Annotated in this window: 15 protein-coding genes; 8 read left to right on the top strand and 7 right to left on the bottom strand. The window is 60.5% G+C overall.

The window, feature by feature from the left end:
• Positions 1-92: 92 nt before the first annotated feature.
• Positions 93-1,175, bottom strand: a complete 1,083-nt coding sequence (locus C9E91_RS10210; protein WP_107108524.1) for a branched-chain amino acid ABC transporter substrate-binding protein — start codon at positions 1,173-1,175, stop codon at positions 93-95.
• Positions 1,176-1,319: 144 nt separating this feature from the next.
• Between C9E91_RS10210 and C9E91_RS10205 the strand changes: the two genes are divergently transcribed.
• The 7 genes from C9E91_RS10205 to C9E91_RS10175 all read left to right on the top strand — a co-directional run bounded on the left by C9E91_RS10205 (position 1,320) and on the right by C9E91_RS10175 (position 7,147).
• Positions 1,320-1,838 (top strand): flavin reductase, encoded by a 519-nt coding sequence (locus tag C9E91_RS10205; RefSeq protein WP_181316059.1) that lies wholly within the window; start codon positions 1,320-1,322, stop codon positions 1,836-1,838.
• A 123-nt stretch (positions 1,839-1,961) separates the two neighbouring features.
• On the top strand, positions 1,962-2,894 hold the full coding sequence (locus C9E91_RS10200; RefSeq protein ID WP_107108184.1) for an AAA family ATPase: 933 nt from the start codon (positions 1,962-1,964) through the stop codon (positions 2,892-2,894).
• Positions 2,895-2,900: 6 nt separating this feature from the next.
• Positions 2,901-4,148 (top strand): vWA domain-containing protein, encoded by a 1,248-nt coding sequence (locus tag C9E91_RS10195; protein ID WP_107108183.1) that lies wholly within the window; start codon positions 2,901-2,903, stop codon positions 4,146-4,148.
• A 7-nt stretch (positions 4,149-4,155) separates the two neighbouring features.
• Positions 4,156-4,485: an XdhC family protein gene (locus tag C9E91_RS10190; RefSeq protein WP_107108182.1), complete on the top strand. Its 330-nt coding sequence runs from the start codon at positions 4,156-4,158 to the stop codon at positions 4,483-4,485.
• Complete coding sequence (locus tag C9E91_RS10185) at positions 4,485-5,192, top strand: XdhC family protein (protein WP_107108181.1); 708 nt, start codon at positions 4,485-4,487, stop codon at positions 5,190-5,192. Before C9E91_RS10190 ends, C9E91_RS10185 begins: the two co-directional genes overlap by 1 nt.
• Positions 5,189-6,823 carry an NTP transferase domain-containing protein gene (locus tag C9E91_RS10180; protein ID WP_107108180.1) on the top strand — a complete coding sequence of 545 codons (1,635 nt, stop codon included), beginning with the start codon at positions 5,189-5,191 and terminating at the stop codon, positions 6,821-6,823. The genes C9E91_RS10185 and C9E91_RS10180 overlap by 4 nt, the downstream gene beginning before the upstream one ends.
• 3 nt (positions 6,824-6,826) lie before the next feature.
• A complete protein-coding gene (locus C9E91_RS10175; RefSeq protein WP_107108179.1) occupies positions 6,827-7,147 on the top strand; it encodes a TfoX/Sxy family protein in 321 nt (106 codons plus the stop codon).
• 3 nt (positions 7,148-7,150) lie between these two features.
• Here C9E91_RS10175 and C9E91_RS10170 read toward each other — a convergent pair whose 3' ends face one another.
• From C9E91_RS10170 to C9E91_RS10150, 5 genes are all read right to left on the bottom strand, one after another.
• The gene (locus tag C9E91_RS10170) at positions 7,151-7,573 is read right to left on the bottom strand and encodes an NUDIX domain-containing protein (RefSeq protein ID WP_107108178.1); all 423 of its coding nucleotides are present in this window, start codon (positions 7,571-7,573) and stop codon (positions 7,151-7,153) included.
• 14 nt (positions 7,574-7,587) lie between these two features.
• Positions 7,588-9,165 carry a DEAD/DEAH box helicase gene (locus C9E91_RS10165; protein ID WP_484502676.1) on the bottom strand — a complete coding sequence of 526 codons (1,578 nt, stop codon included), beginning with the start codon at positions 9,163-9,165 and terminating at the stop codon, positions 7,588-7,590.
• Between the two features lie 123 nt (positions 9,166-9,288).
• Positions 9,289-10,638, bottom strand: a complete 1,350-nt coding sequence (locus C9E91_RS10160; protein WP_107108176.1) for a M23 family metallopeptidase — start codon at positions 10,636-10,638, stop codon at positions 9,289-9,291.
• A 116-nt stretch (positions 10,639-10,754) separates the two neighbouring features.
• The gene (locus tag C9E91_RS10155) at positions 10,755-11,597 is read right to left on the bottom strand and encodes a ferritin-like domain-containing protein (RefSeq protein ID WP_414123929.1); all 843 of its coding nucleotides are present in this window, start codon (positions 11,595-11,597) and stop codon (positions 10,755-10,757) included.
• Complete coding sequence (locus C9E91_RS10150; RefSeq protein WP_107108175.1) at positions 11,597-12,079, bottom strand: peroxiredoxin; 483 nt, start codon at positions 12,077-12,079, stop codon at positions 11,597-11,599. The genes C9E91_RS10155 and C9E91_RS10150 overlap by 1 nt, the downstream gene beginning before the upstream one ends.
• Before the next feature lie 130 nt (positions 12,080-12,209).
• Between C9E91_RS10150 and C9E91_RS10145 the strand changes: the two genes are divergently transcribed.
• Complete coding sequence (locus C9E91_RS10145) at positions 12,210-15,629, top strand: YhdP family protein (RefSeq protein WP_107108174.1); 3,420 nt, start codon at positions 12,210-12,212, stop codon at positions 15,627-15,629.
• A gap of 98 nt (positions 15,630-15,727) precedes the next feature.
• On the opposite strand, the gene C9E91_RS19980 is transcribed toward C9E91_RS10145, so the two are convergent.
• Positions 15,728-16,054: a hypothetical protein gene (locus C9E91_RS19980; protein WP_107108173.1), complete on the bottom strand. Its 327-nt coding sequence runs from the start codon at positions 16,052-16,054 to the stop codon at positions 15,728-15,730.
• Positions 16,055-16,239 lie beyond the last annotated feature (185 nt).

Here is a 16,239-nt window from a genome sequence, read left to right as displayed (position 1 = left end):
GGATGGCTGAACTCCGTCTGGTTTTATCGCGCTTGGCTTATCACCGGTTCGGCAGGCAAACAACCTAGTCCGCCAGCCTTGCACGGACCATATCAGTTCGACGGCGATGTCACCGGCACGAAGGCGCTGCCGCGCCATTCCAGCAGCCGATAAGGATTCTCCATCAATTCGTGATGCTGACCGAAGGTGACGGGGCCGATCGGCGTCTGAAATGTCGTACCGATCAGCTTGTCGGCAATCGGCTTGTTTTCCGCCTTGGCACTTTCCGCAGCCTGGTTGGCAATCAGCACGGCCGCGGCGGCCGGCAGAATATAACCATCCGGTTCGATACCTTTGGAGCGCATCGCCTGCGCGGTCGCTTGGGCAGCGGGTAGGCTGGCGAAATCGGGGAGGGCGATGGCCTGTACGCCGTCTGCCAGAGGCACCGGCTGGTTGGCGGCGCGCATCGCGTCACCGCCCATCAGCGTCAAGGGAATGTTCTCGTTGTGCGCATCGCGGGCAATGACCGCGACGTCGCTGCGATCGCCGCCGATGAAAGCACGGGTGACGCCAGCCTTCTTCAGCCGGCGGACAAGGGCGATCTGCTGGTCCTGCCCGGGGCGAAAGGTGTCGGTGAAGACCGGCTTCAAGCCTTTCTCCTCCAGCGCATTACGCACCGCTTCCACCAGTTCGCGGCCGTGGATCGTGCCGTCTTCGATAAGCGCTATCGGCTCGGCCGCCCAGTTCTTCAGGATGACGTCGGCCGCCAGGGCAGCCTCGGCGCTGTCAACCGGAGCGAGACGAAAAAGCTGCCAACCGTTCTTCAACGCGTCTTCCATCACGATATGGGAGCGGACGGAAACGGTAATGACGGGAATGCCGGCTTCCTTCAGTCGTGGCAGCGCGCCTGCCAGCGTCTCGCTGCAGAGAAAGCCGATTGCGACCTGGGCCTTGGCGGTGATCAATGACTCGGCCGCCGCCCTGCCGCCATCCTCCGTGCAGGGTTCGTTGACGACTGTGGCGGAATCCTGCTGTGCCTGCAGTTGAAAATTGGCGCCTGTGGTGATCTGGGCGCCGAGGGATGCAAAGTTCCCGTCCTGCGGCGCGACAATGCCGATATTGATACCTGCGGCATAGCCGCTGCTTGCCGCCAGAAGCAGCGAAATCAGAAGCGGTGTGCGACGCAGAACGTTCATCGACATGGTATCCTGGACAATTCTCCTGCCCTTTTATCCGCCTGAAGGTCGCCGTCAAAGAAAAAGCAGCGAAATCTCGTTGATTTCAATAATCCTATTGTAGAAAAGCTAACGTGTGCCCGCCATATTGAATGAAAACGAGAAATGACGAAAACGAGGGAAGCAATCGTGCTAGACAAGCAGCGTATGGATCCGGTGCTCTATCGCGACGCCATGAGCCGCTATGCGGGGCATGTGCAGCTAGTGACCACGGCGCTTGGCAATGAACGGCGCGGGGTGACGATCACGGCCGCCTGCTCGGTTTCGGACAATCCCGCCACGATCCTGATCTGCCTGAACAACAACAATGCGAAGAACGAGATCTTCTTCAAAAGCGGCATCTTCGCCCTGAACGCGCTGGGCGCCCACCACCAGGCGCTCGCCGACGCCTTTTCCGGCAAGACGAACCTGACCACCGACGAGCGTTTCGCGACGGGCAAGTTCGATACGCTGGTGACCGGCGCCCCGGTGCTCGCCGACGCGCTGGCGGCTTTCGATTGCCGCGTCATCGAAATCAAGCGGGCTTCGACGCATAACATCATCTTCGGCGAAGTCGTGGCCGTGCATTTCGATGAAACAAAGCCGGCGCTGCTCTATATGAACCGGGACTATCACACGTTATAACCTCCTGAGAGCACAACCCCTTGGATCTGAATCGATCCAAGGGAGGGACTATGTGCCGGTTTGAAGTGTTACTGCGTCATCAGAGCGTCCGATGGGACGCGCAGCGTAGTAATGGGAGAGAGTATGCCTGATCATCATCACGCACCTTCGCTGCCGGGTTCAATCGACGACACAATAGCCTTGCTCGGCGCGCACGACTATCTCGCGGGGCGTGCGCTGGGCACGGTGTTGTTTCTGGCACTGAAAATGAAACGGCCGCTGTTTCTCGAAGGCGAGGCCGGTGTCGGCAAGACCGAGATCGCCAAGGTGCTGTCGAAGGCGCTCGACCGGCCGCTGATCCGCCTGCAATGTTATGAAGGCCTCGACATTTCCTCCGCCGTCTATGAATGGAACTATCCGGCACAGATGCTGGAAATCCGCCTTGCCGAGGCGTCCGGACTCACCGATCGCGACCGGATCGAGGCCGATATCTTTTCAGAGCGCTATCTCATCCGCCGGCCCGTGCTGCAAGCACTGTCGAGCATGGGAGGACGTGCGCCGGTATTCCTGATCGACGAGCTGGACCGCACCGATGAAGCGTTCGAAGCTTTCCTGCTTGAAGTGCTCTCCGATTTCCAGGTGACCGTTCCCGAACTCGGGACCATCCGCGCCGCCGAACCGCCCATCGTCATCATCACTACCAACCGCACCCGAGAGGTGCACGACGCTCTGAAGCGACGCTGCCTCTACCATTGGGTCGACTACCCCGAAGCAGAGCAGGAGCTCGATATCATCCGCCGCAAGGTGCCCGGCTGCAACGACGCGCTGTCGCGCCAGATCGTCGCCTATGTGCAGAAGCTGCGCACACTCGACCTCTTCAAAAACCCCGGCGTCGCCGAAACCATCGATTGGGCGACGGCGCTGGCCGAGCTCGACCGGCTGGCGCTCGATCCCGAGACGATTTCCGATACGCTCGGCACCCTGCTGAAATACCAGGACGACATCGCCCGCATCCAGGGCGGCGAGGGCAAGCGGGTGCTGGACGAGGTCAAATCCGAACTGCTGGCGACAGGATGAGCGACCATGGGGCCGGCAATGCAAGACGGTATCGCAGCGCCGCCGTCACCGCCCGGTGACGGGCGTCTGGCCGATAATATCGTCTTCTTCGCTCGTGCCTTACGCAAGGCCGGCCTGAAGATCGGGCCGGCGACCATCGCCGACGCCATCGAAGCCGTCGAAACCATAGGCATCGGCTCGCGCGACGAGTTTCATGCGGCATTGTCTTCCGTCTTCGTCAAACGGCATGAGGACCTTGCGCTTTTCGACGAGGCATTCCGGCTGTTCTGGCGCTCGCGCGATCTCGTGCAAAAGATGATTGCGATGATGTCGCCGGTCGCGCCCGATAATCGCGAGACGGAAAAGCCGAAGCCTGCCGAACTCCGCGCCAGCGACGCCCTGCTTGGTGACCGCGAAGACCGCCGGCCACAGCGCGAGATGCCGGATATCGAGATCGATGCCCGCTTCACGACATCGGGTAACGAACTCCTGCGCCGCATGGATTTCGCCCAGATGTCGGCTGCGGAAATTGCCGCTGCGAAGAAAGAACTGGCGAAGTTGGAATTGCCACTCGACAGCGTCCGTACCCGCCGTTTCGTGCCGTCGCACTCCTCGTCCAAGGTCGATCCGCGCGCGACCATGCGGAGCGCGCTTCGCACCGGCGGCACGCTGATCCTGCCGCGCTATCGCGAGCCGAAGGAAATGCAACCGCCCTTGGTGGTGCTCGCCGACATTTCCGGCTCCATGAGCCAATATACCCGCATCTTCCTGCATTTCCTGCATGTACTCACCGAGAAGCGGCGGCGGGTGCATACCTTTCTATTTGGCACGCGGCTCACCAACGTTACCCGCCAGATGCGTCACAAGGACCCGGATGAGGCGCTCGACGAATGCGCTGCCGCCGTCCGCGACTGGTCGGGCGGCACACGGATCGGCGAGACGCTGAAGGAATTCAATCGGCTCTGGGCGCGGCGGGTGCTGGGGCAGGGCGCGATCGTGCTACTCATCACCGATGGATTGGAGCGGGAGGGTGTGGAGCTTCTGCAAAGCGAAATGGACAGGCTACACCGCTCCTGCAGGCGGCTGATCTGGCTCAATCCGCTCTTGCGCTTCGAAGGCTTCGAACCCCGTGCCCGCGGCGTTCGCGCCATGCTGCCGCATGTTGACGAATTCCGTCCGGTTCACAATCTATTATCTCTGGCCGATCTCGTATCGGCCCTGAGCGTAGGTCGCGCCGGCGCCTATGATCCACGCCGTTTTCTCGCCAAGCTGTGAGGCACCCATGACACATGCACCCGAAAGCCTGGACCCGCTTGTCATTGCGGAGGAATGGGCTGCCGCTGGCCGCAACGTAGCAGTGGCGACTGTCGTCGATACCTGGGGTTCTGCGCCGCGCCCGACCGGCAGCCATCTTGTCATCGACAGCGAAGGCAATTTTCACGGTTCGGTCTCCGGTGGCTGCGTGGAGGGCGCCGTCATCACCGAGGCGCTGGACGTGATCGAAAGCGGCAAGGCCCGCATGTTGGAGTTCGGCGTTGCGGATGAAACCGCCTGGCGCGTCGGCCTGTCCTGTGGCGGCCGAATTCGCGTCTATGTCGAGAGGCTTGTCTGATGGACCGTCAGGTACTGACGAAATTGAACAGGCTGCGGCGGGCGCGGCAAGCGGTGATCCTGGCGACCGATCTCTCCGGCGGGCAGGATCGGCTGATCGTCGAGGGTGATGTCGTCGACGGTCCGTTTGCCGACGCCGTCGCGTCCGCCTTCCGCTCGGGAAAGTCCTCGGCGGTAGAGATCGGAGGACAAAGCCTCTTCCTCAATGTTCACCTGCCGCCGCCGCAAATCGTCGTCATCGGCGCCGTACATATCAGCCAGGTTTTGGTTGGTATGGCCGAGCTTGCAGGCTTTGACATCCGCATCATCGATCCCCGCACTGCTTTTGCGACGCCTGAGCGTTTCGATGGCGCCGATCTCATTGCCGACTGGCCGGTGGATGTTTTGAAGGAGCAGCCGCTCGATGCCTATACGGCGTTGGTTGCAGTCACCCACGATCCGAAGATCGATGATTTCCCAATTGCCGAGGCGCTAAAGGTCGGCTGTTTCTATGTCGGGGCGCTCGGCAGTCGTAAGACACATGCGAGTCGCGTGGAACGACTGAAGCGCGAGGGTTTGACGGAGGCCGACCTTGCCCGGATTCATGCTCCTATCGGCCTTCCCATCGGCGCATCGAGCCCAGTGGAAATCGCCGTCGCCATTCTGGCCGAGATCATCGCCGCGCTGCGCGGCCGTGACGTCTCGTCACCGAAGGGTGACAAGCGATGAAATTCGGTGATTTTGCCACAGCGGAAGCCGAAGGCGCCGTGCTTGCGCATTCCATCCGATTGTCCGATGGCAGCCTTGCCAAGGGGCATGTGCTTGACCGCGCCGATCTCGATCGCCTCGTTGCGGCCAATATCGCCCATGTCACCGCCGCCAAAGTCGAACCTGACGATCTTATGGAAAATGAGGCCGCGACGCGTTTGGCGCGGGCGATCGCTCCGGATCATCTGACGTTTTCCGAAGCGGCGACGGGGCGTGTCAATGTCCATAGCGCGGTCGATGGCCTGTTCGTTGCGAACCGCGCCGCCGTCGACCGGCTGAACAGTGTCGATCCGGCTATCACGCTTGCCTGTCTTGCCGATCATGTGCCGGTGCGTCGTGGCGATATGGTCGCGACCTTCAAGATCATTCCGCTGGCGGTTTCAGGTGAGAAGGTTGCCGCAGGCGTCGACATCCTGCAGCAGACGACCGTCTTCGAGGTGAAGCCATTCAGGCCGCATGCGGTGTCGCTGGTCGCAACCGAATTGCCGTCGCTGAAGACCTCCGTGATGGACAAGACGACGCGTATCCTTTCACAACGGCTACAGCTTGCCGGCAGCACCCTGGAGAGGGAAGAGCGAGTGGCCCATCGCGCGCCAGCGGTCGCGGAAGCGATCGGTAAGGCGCTGCAGGCGGCGGATCAATCGTCGAAGCTCGTCATCGTCTTCGGTGCATCCGCCGTCATCGACGCCGGTGACGTTATCCCCGAGGCGATCCGGCTTGCGGGTGGCCAAGTGATCCAGGTCGGAATGCCGGTCGATCCCGGCAATCTGCTGGTGCTCGGCAGCGTCGGCGATGTTTATGTCGTGGGCGCACCCGGCTGCGCCCGCAGCCCGAAGGAAAATGGTTTCGACTGGGTGCTCGATCGCATCCTTGCCGGCGAGAAGCCGACGCCGCAGGAGATCAGCGGCATGGGTGTCGGAGGGCTTCTCATGGAAATTCAGTCGCGGCCAAGACCGCGCGATATCGCCGTCAAACCGCAAGCACAGATCTCCGTCGCCATCGTGCTTCTTGCCGCCGGCAAGGCGCGCCGCATGGGCGAGGGCGGGCCGCACAAGCTGTTGGCGGAATTTGACGGCATACCTCTGGTGCGTCGCTCGGCCATAACGGCCCTGGCAAGCGGAGCCTCCGCCGTCGTTGCCGTCACCGGCCATCGCCGCGAGGACATCGAACAAGCGCTAGCCGGCCTAGCCGTAGAGCGTGTGCACAATCCGGACTATGCCTCTGGCATGGCAAGCTCGTTGGTTGCAGGCATCAGCACCCCAGCGGCGCAACGGGCTGACGGCGTGCTGGTTATGCTGGCCGACATGCCGGGTGTCACCAGTGGCGACCTGAAGACGCTGATTGCGGCCTTCCGCAAGGCGAACGGCCAGGCGATCGTTCGTGCCGTGTCGCGCGGTAAACGCGGCAATCCTGTCATCCTGCCGCGCGCCGTCTTCGACGCCGTGATGCGGCTCGAGGGCGATGTCGGTGCCCGGCATATCATCGAAACTGCTGGGCTTCCCATCATCGATGCCGACATCGGCGATGCAGCCCATCTTGATGTGGATACGCCCGAAGCCGTATTAGCCGCTGGCGGTATTTTGAAGGGGTAGGGTATGGACAATATTGAGATCGAAGAGATGTTCCAGGCGCTCGGCCCGGTGACGATCAAGCGCATGTTCGGCGGCAAGGGCGTCTATCACATGGGTCGTATCGTCGCTGTCGAAGTGAGCGACGAGATGCTGCTGAAGGCCGATGACGTCAGCGCCCGGGAATTCGAAGCGGCGGGTGCCCGGCGCTGGGCCTATGAGGGGAAGAAAGGCAAACCCGTCAACATGCCCTACTGGTCGATCCCGGACGATGCTTTCGACGATCCGGATATCATGGCCCGCTGGGTGAGGCTCGCTTACGAGGCCGCGGTGCGGGCGGATAAATAGACGTCAGCGGAAGTCTTCTTCGCTCAGATGGGCGATGGTTGCTTTGGCAAAGTCGGAAAGTTGAGTCGGCAGCTCGTCACGGCCGAACCAGCCGAAATCGGAGAGCTTGTCCGGCTCCATCAGGCGCGGTTCGCCTGAAAAATCCCTGCAGACATAGATCAGCGAGATCCAGTGCTGGCGGTCGGCCTCAATGATGACTTCCTCGGTGCAGAGATAATCTATCTTGCCGATGGAAAGACCGCTTTCTTCTTCCGCCTCACGAATAGCGGCATTCGCGGCCGGCTCCATGTGGTCGACCTTGCCGCCCACGATGCTCCAGAAGCCGGCTTCCGGCGCCTTGAGGCGCCTGTAAAGCAACAGTTTTCCGTCTCGCAAAATTGCGAGACCGGTTCCTAATCCTGGGAAATCGATGCCGGGTTTTCCCACGCGCTGCGGGCCTATCAGCCCTTGGCGTTGGCAACGATCAGCATGAAGGCCGGGATATCGTCGCCGAAGCCGACCGGGGTCGGACCGTCGTCCTGATCGCGGTAGCGATTGCGGCGCTCGCGGTTGTCGTCATTGGCAGCAGGGAAGGGACGGTGATTGTTACGAGAACCGTTGTGGGACTTGTTATTGTTCTCAGACTTGCGCTCGTTTCTCACGCTTTCTGCCTTTGCTGGTGCTGCTTCGATCACTTCGACGCCATTATCCTCGACGTCGATATCAGATTTATGACTCGAGGCACTCCGGCCTCCGCGGCTGCGATCACGGTCGCGGCCTCTGCCCTTGGAATCCCGGCGACGGGAAGAACGATCGTCATCCCGGCTTTCTTCGACCGGCGGCAAGGACGACAGGTCGCCATTCAGCCATTCGACCTCTTCGCCGATCAGCTTTTCGATCGCATCGGCATGCTTGGTATCGCGCTTCGTCACGATGGTGAAGGCGGAACCCGAGCGACCGGCACGGCCGGTGCGGCCGATGCGGTGGACATAATCTTCCGAATGGATCGGAACATCGAAATTGAAGACGTGGCCGACATCGGGAAGATCGAGACCGCGCGCCGCAACATCGGAAGCGACGAGAAGCTGGATATTGCCGTCACGGAAGTTCTGCAGCATGGTCGTGCGCGAGCGCTGATCCATATCGCCGTGCAATGCGCCGACCGAGAAGCCATGGCGTTCCAGCGAACGGAAGAGATCGGCAACGTCTTTTTTGCGGTTGCAGAAGATGATGGCGTTCTTCAAATCGGTCTGGGAGCGGATGAGGTCGCGCAACGTGGCGCGCTTCTCGTAATCCTTGCCATGCGAGGCAACGAAACGCTGCGTGACGGTCTTTGCCGTCGAAGCGGGCTTGGCGACTTCGACACGTTCCGGATTCTGCAGGAAGCGGTCGGCCAGCTTCTGGATTTCACCGGGCATGGTGGCCGAGAAGAACAGCGTCTGGCGCGTGAAGGGAATGAGCTTGGCGATGCGCTCGATATCGGGGATGAAGCCCATGTCGAGCATACGGTCGGCTTCGTCGATGACGAAGATTTCGACGGCGCTCATCAACAGCTTGCCGCGCTCGAAATGGTCGAGCAGGCGGCCGGGCGTGCAGATCAGCACATCGGCGCCACGCTCCAGCTTGCGGTCCTGATCTTCGAAAGAAACGCCGCCGATCAGCAGTGCGATGTTCAGGCGATGATTCTTGCCGTATTTCTCGAAATTCTCCGCGACCTGCGCGGCAAGTTCGCGCGTCGGCTCGAGGATCAGCGTGCGCGGCATGCGCGCACGGGCACGACCCTTTTCGAGAAGCGTCAGCATCGGCAGAACGAAGGAGGCAGTCTTGCCGGTACCCGTCTGGGCGATCCCGCAGATATCGCGACGCTGCAGCGCAAATGGAATTGCGCCGGCTTGGATCGGAGTCGGTGTGGTGTAGCCCGCGTCAGTTACCGCGGATAGGACTTTTTGGCTCAGGCCAAGGTCAGCAAATGTTGTCAAAGGGAAAACTATTTCCGTTCCGGTTCGGTCGAACACTCGTGAGTCGACATGCCCTAGCATGCCGCAATGCAGCGCGACATAGAACCAAACACCCGCGAAGTCAAGGAAAGCGGGTGCTTCTGAGAGCTTCAGAGCAATAGATAACGCAATTTTTAGATTAGCGCCACTTTTGTTGCTCGTTTGTCACAATTCTCGCGGTGAAATTGTGCCTAGTCCGTTGATATAACTTGCGAGCTTCATACCTGCATTGATGAAATACATCGGGTCGATCGGACGGCCGTTTTCGCGCACTTCGTAATGTAGATGCGTCCCCGTCGAACGTCCCGTGCTGCCGGCAAGACCGAGGGCGTCGCCGGTTTTGACCGTGTCTCCGATCTTGACCAGTATTTCTTCCATATGGCCGTAACGCGTCGAGATGCCATCGCCGTGGTCGATCTCGACCATGTTGCCATAACCGCCTGTCCATCCGGCGGAGATGACCTTGCCCGGCGCGGTGGCTTTGACCTTTTCCCCGGGGCTGAAATGGAAATCAGTGCCGGTGTGCAGCGCCAGCTTACCGAAGAAGGGATCCTTGCGATTGCCGAAGGGGCTTGTGATCAGTTTGCCCGGTGCAGGATTGCGGAAGGGCAGGCCTTCGGCTGCGCCGCGCACGGTCTCGAGGCGCGTCAACGCGCTATCGAGATCAGCCATGGACTGATCGAATTGATCGACGTTTTCCGGTGCGACATAAGGGCCGCCGACGCCCCCGTCATCATTTGCGGCGCCGTCATCCTTGCTTGCAGCGCTGGCCATCACGGTCGGAACCTTGACGCCAACATTCTGCATGATCGACTGGATCTGATCGGCAGTTTCCGAAGCGCCGGAGGTCAGATGCCTTACGCGGCTCAATTGATCCTGTTCGATATGTTTCAGCGACAATGTCACCTTGGAAAATACCCGGTCGGCACGATCAGCAACGGTTTCAGGGGCAGGAACATAGGCGAGGGTGGAATTGTCGGGGGTCGCATCGGCGGGCTTGCCGCTCGACAGAAGCCTCTCGATCGACTTGAGCCCTCCCGTCAGTTCCGCGTGATCGCCTTTGGCTGCCGCCGCATTTGCACTTGCGGGTGCATCCTTGTTCATCAGGCCGGAACTCTCGGCGCGGTCGAGCAGCGCGTCGAGCTTGCCATGGCGCGATGAAAGGGCCTGCTGCTGCTCCATCAGCTTGTCGACCTTTTCCTCGACGACCTGCTGGTCGAGGAGTTGACGGGACGTGACGCGATCGACCTGGGCGCGCAGAGCCGCAATGCGATCCTCATAGTCGTATTGCATGCGCGCCTGCCGGGCCATGGTGGCGCCGATCAGGTCGTCGCGCAGTACGAGATAGGACGTGGCGAGGAGATAGCCGATGGAAAAGACGCCGACGAGGCAGACGACGAGCGCCGCCATCCATGGGCGTACAGTCATGTGGCGCACGGTATCGCCGCTCGCCACGATTATCGTGTGCTGCCGTTTCTGCTTGCCGAAAACCCGGTTCTGAGGCTTGGCGGTCACCGAGAATCTCCCAATCGATGCGCATCGGCATCCACTGATGACTACACGGAATTATGGTTAACGATTGCTTTCTGCCCCACCCCTAGAAAACAAAAAAACTCTTATAGTTTAGTATGTTATGCATTACTTGTAGACGTGAGCGAGCGGTAGAAGGAAGGTGTCAGGCCGGCTTCGGCGCGGGCAATGTCATTGAACGGCGCCTTCAGCGAACCGCGAAAATTGGCGCGCACCAAATCCTGAAACGTGCGGGCCGGATCGCGCCTTTCGCGGGCGCAGAGGAAACGGAACCATTTAGCGCCGACGGCGACATGGCCCTTTTCATCATTGTAGATCACATCGAGGACAGCAGCGCTCTCCATGTCGCCCGTCTCGCGCATCTTTGCCTGCAGCGCCGGCGTCACGTCGAGGCCGCGCGCTTCGAGAATCAGGGGGACCACGGCGAGACGTGCGGTGAGGTCGTTGCGGGTTGCATGCGCGGCCTGCCACAGACCGTCATGGGCAGGTAGATCGCCATAGTCGGCGCCAAGATCACGGAGACGCGTCCGCACCATACGGAAATGCTTGGCCTCCTCGAATGCGACCTGCATCCAGCCGTCAAAAAAGGAATTGGGCACCGGTTCGGTCGCGAAGCGCGCGACGATATCGAGCGCCAGATCGACAGCGTTGAGCTCGATATGGGCGATGGCATGCAACAGCGCGATGCGGCCTTTGACCGTGTGCAGCGAGCGCTTTTCCATATGCCTCGGCGGCACCAGTTCCGGCTTTTCCGGCCGGCCGGGGCGATCGGCCAATGCCGGATCGAGCGGCGAGCGCAGCGAGAGGGTGCGTGCGAACCAGCGGGTCGCCGATTCCTGGGCAAGCGCCGTCTTACGATCGAGATCGGCCGAGCGGATAGCGGCAATCGCGCCGCCGCGCAGCGAAGTGATGGTCTCGATTTCCACCGGCATGACCACGGGCATCAGAGGTCTTTGACGGCGGCCAAGACCTCTTCGGCATGGCCAGCCACTTTGACCTTGCTCCAAATCCTCACGACCCTGCCGTCCGCACCGATAAGGAAGGTCGAGCGCACCACACCCATATAGGTCCTGCCATACATGCTCTTTTCCCGCCAAACACCGTAAGCTTCTGCGGCGGTCCTTTCTTCATCGGAGGCGAGGGGCACGGACAGGGCGTGCTTCTTCACGAATTTGTCATGGCTTTTGACCGAATCCGGCGACATGCCGAGTATGGCCGCGCCAGCTTTCTCGAAGTCTGCCGCAAGCGCGGTGAAGGAGATCGATTCGGTGGTGCAGGCGGTCGTGTCGTCCTTGGGATAAAAGAACAGCACCAATGGCTTACCGGCAAAATCAGCGAGGCGCACACGGCCACCGCCGTCGCGCGGAAGATCGAAATCTGGCGCTCTGTCGCCGATGCCTAATTCAACCAGAGAGATTTCGGTCACGGGAAAACCTTTCTTTTGCCGGGATTTTGGATGACACCAAATATCAGCCATATATACTGGATCGGTATGCCGTCCACATCGGACGCAGCGTCACCAACAAAATTACGAAAAACGAAAGGGACGCACGGGAGTGATCCGAGGCGAAAAGATTACATTCCGCAAAAAGGATCTCGTCTCGCTCGACCACTTGCCTTCCGCTCAGGTGGACGATCCTTTGATCGTGCATGTCCCCGAGCCGGTCCGCCGCAAGCGCTCGCATGTCTGGCATGTTTGCCGTATTACGCTCGTCTTCACTGCCTTCCTAGCCCTGATCATCGGCGCGATTATCTTCACTATCGAAAACGGCATTTTCGATGAGCCTCTGTCGCAGAAGGCTCAGCTCGCGCTCGATCGGGCGATCGGGCCACGCTACAAGGCTGAAGTCGGCTCGACCGTCGTCCGCTTCACGCCCAGCCTGCGGCTGGAACTTGAAGCCCGCAACGTCAATGTGGTCGACCAGGAGAGCGGCAAGCATCTGTCGACCATGGCGGCGGTCAGCATGTTGCTCGATCCGCTGGCGCTTGTCGAAGGCCGTGTCGAAGTGGCCAGTGTGGCGGCAGAGGGCATCGCGCTCGACGCCTCGCTGCTGCCGCAGGGCGATCCCGTCGACCTGACGGCGCTGCGCGTCGACGCGCTGCCGCAAGCGCTGAAATCAGCCTTCGACAACCTTGATTTCCTCGAGCGTTTCGTCGAGCGCGGCGGCACGAACTCGGTGCGTATTTCCGGTTTTGCCGTCAAGCTGGCGCGGCAGGAGGGCGGCGAGCCGATCTCGCTCGTGGTCGATAATCTCACCTTCGAGCGCAGCGGACCGACATCGCTGCACCTTTACGGACAGGTCGCAGTCAACGGCTCCGTCGCAACGCTGGATGTGCTAGCCGATCAACAGGAGGCTGGCCGCAGCTCTTCGCTGATCGCAAAGGTCGCCAATCTCGATCTGAAGCCGCTGACGATGGCCTATGATCAGAACGGCACGCCGCGCCAGGGCATCATGAGCTTCGCCGGAATGACGGTGACCGCCATCCGTGGCGGCGAAGGTGTCGATCCGAAGCTCAGCGCCTCGATCGATGTCCAGCCCGGCATGCTTTATATGGACCGCGACCCGCAGGATCTCACGCAGGCCAACGTCAACCTCGCCTATAACTTCGATCACCACACGCTTGAGATCGTGCCGTCGAAAGCGCAGTTCGTCGGCACCATGGTGCCATTTTCCGGCGCGCTGATCGACCTCGACCGCATCGACGCCAATGCCGGCAAGGGATTCGGCGTCGACTTCCTGATCCGCGGAGGCACAGCCGCGTCGGCTCTTTCGGGCGAGCAGCCCGTCAGCTTCGACGGTCAGGCGACGGGGCGATTCCTGTCGGCGACCAAGGAATTGCAACTCGAAAACCTGGGTATGTCGACGCCGCTTGGCGCGCTGTTCGGCTCCCTGCATATGAAACTCGGCGACAGCTCGCCGGAAATCAGTTTCGGCGGCCGCGCCGATAAGCTCGATACCGCGGCGATCAAACAGCTCTGGCCGTTCTGGATGGCCTCCAAACCCCGGGTCTGGGTGGAAAAAAACCTCTTCGGCGGCACGGTGACCAATGGAGTTATTTCGGTCTTCATTCCCGCCGGACGACTGGCGCAGGCGGCGAAGACAGGCAAGCTGCAACTCGGAAAGAATGAGTTGCACATCGCCTTTGATATCGACGACACCCGCCTCGACGTTCCGGGCGAGATTCCGCCAATCAGGGACACCAAGGCGCATTTCGATCTGACCGGCCCGACGATGAGCGTCGACATTGCGAGCGGCACCTCCTTTTTCCCTTCAGGCCGTTCGGTGACGCTGAGCGACAGCAATTTCTCGATCCCTTCCGCCTACGACAAGCCGCTGATGGCCGAACTCAAGCTGCAAATATCCGGCTCAGGCGATTCCATCGGCGAGTTGTTGACCTATAAGCCCCTGGAAGTGCTGCAGCGAACCGAATTCAAGCCGGAGAATTTCAACGGCAAGATCGTCGCCAAGGTCGATGCAACGATTGGCTTGATCAGCGACCAGAAGCCGCCGCCGCCAGTCTGGACGGCGAACTTGCAGCTCAATGATGTCGATCTGCTGAAGCCGATGAACAATCGTAAGATTTCCAATCTTACAGGTGAGATCGACGCCGATCCCCAATCCGTGCATCTGGATGCGCAGGCGCAGATTGACGGCATTCCTGCGCAAATCGACATGGTCGAGCCGACGGACGCTAAATCAACGGTCAAACGCAGCCGCGTAATCACCGCCACGCTCACCGATGCCCAGCGCAACAGCGTCATGCCGGGCCTCAACGATATTATCGACGGCCCGATCAAGATAGAAATGACGCGCATCGATGACGATCGCCAAGGCGTCAAGGTCGACCTCGCCAAGGCGGCCTTGACGGTGCCGTGGGTCGGCTGGTCGAAGGGCAGCGGCATCCCCGCCAGCGCCCAGTTCGAGGCTTCCGGGCCTGACAGTCAGACGGTGCTGAAAAACTTCACCCTCAAAGGTGATGGCTTCGGTGTCAGCGGCGATCTCGTCGTCAGCAAGGGCGGCCTGTCGTCGGCTAATTTCGATACCGTCAAGCTTTCCGCGCTCGATGATTTCGCACTGTCGGTCAAGCGCGGCAAAAGCGGCAATTACGACATATCCGTCGCCGGCAACTCGGCCGATCTCCGGCCGGTCCTGGCGCGGTTGAAGACATCGTCAAGCGACAAAGGCGACGACAAGGATGATTCGTCCGGCGCTACGATCCGCGCCAATCTCGACAAGGTCGTCGGTTTCAACGACGAGACGATCAGGAATCTCAAGGGCGTCTATTCCATCGCCGGCGGCCGCACCATCGCTGCGGATTTCTCCGGCCTGACGCGCAGCGGTGAGGCTGTCGTCAGCCAAATGAGCAAGGGCGGAGATGGCGGGACCATTCGCATCACCAGCGGTGATGCCGGCGCAGTGGCGCGTTTTGCCGATCTTTATAAGCATCTGCAAGGCGGCCTGCTCAATCTGTCGCTGCGCTCCACGGGGCCGGATGCCTGGGATGGCTCACTCGATATCCGCAACTTCGCCGTCATCGACGAAAAGAAGCTCTCGACCATCGTTTCCACGCCGAGCGGCAAAAATGGGCGGAGCCTGAATTCGGCCGTCAAACAAAATATCGATACGCGATCACAGAGTTTCGAGCGCGGCTTCGCGCGGCTGGTGCTGCGCAAGGGGACGCTTGCGGTGGAAAATGGCGTTGTCAGAGGCGTGCAAGTGGGCGCAACGTTCCAGGGCACGGTGAAGGACGCGAACGGCAATATGGACCTGACCGGCACCTTCATGCCCGCCTACGGCCTCAACCGGCTATTCGCCGAAGTGCCGATCGTTGGCTTCATCCTTGGCAACGGCAGCGACCGCGGACTGATCGGCATCACATTCAAGCTCACCGGCAGTTTTGAGAAACCGAACTTGCAGATCAACCCGCTGTCGATCATAGCGCCGGGCGTGTTCCGGCAGATCTTCGAGTTCTAAGTAAACGCACGGAGTAGGGCGGTTGCTATCGGCTACGCCGGTCCCATTTCAATTTCCACCACTGTCATCTCATATCGGCAGGCATTGGAGGACATGGGTCATTTTTCACCCGCCAACCGCTCGCGTATGCGTTCCGGCCCACCGATCATGCGTCGAGCGAAGGGGCGATCGGGATCTACAACGCGCCAAAAGGGAGCGGCGCCGCTTTGACTGATTTGTACGAGGTGTCTCTGAACGGTGATAGGGCAGCAGGCATCCGCCCCGTGTTCCTTGGCAAGCGCCCGTCTTATCTCCGCAATATCTGACAACTCGCCTCGTGGGGCCGCCCGAAGCGCCCCAGCGACCATTTCCTCGCTTGGAATCAGCATGCTCTGCGTGAGGCTTCTGCCTTTACGCCTCGTTTTGATCACCGGCAGCTCGTCCATAACTCACCTCCAGAATTGATCTCTGCATAGGACGTACGGAAATGCATCGGTCCGACATGATGGAGCACAAAATTGCTTCCGGCGCCGATATTTCGTCAATGCGGCTTGTTCGGCTATTGCCTAGATCGAGCGCTCAGTCGTTGAAAACGAAGAAGCCGGCGAAATGCGCCGGCTTCTTGCGTTTC

Source organism: Rhizobium sp. SEMIA4064, from assembly GCF_003025035.1.
Lineage (GTDB): Bacteria > Pseudomonadota > Alphaproteobacteria > Rhizobiales > Rhizobiaceae > Rhizobium > Rhizobium paranaense.
This window is presented reverse-complemented; position numbering and strand designations above follow the sequence as displayed.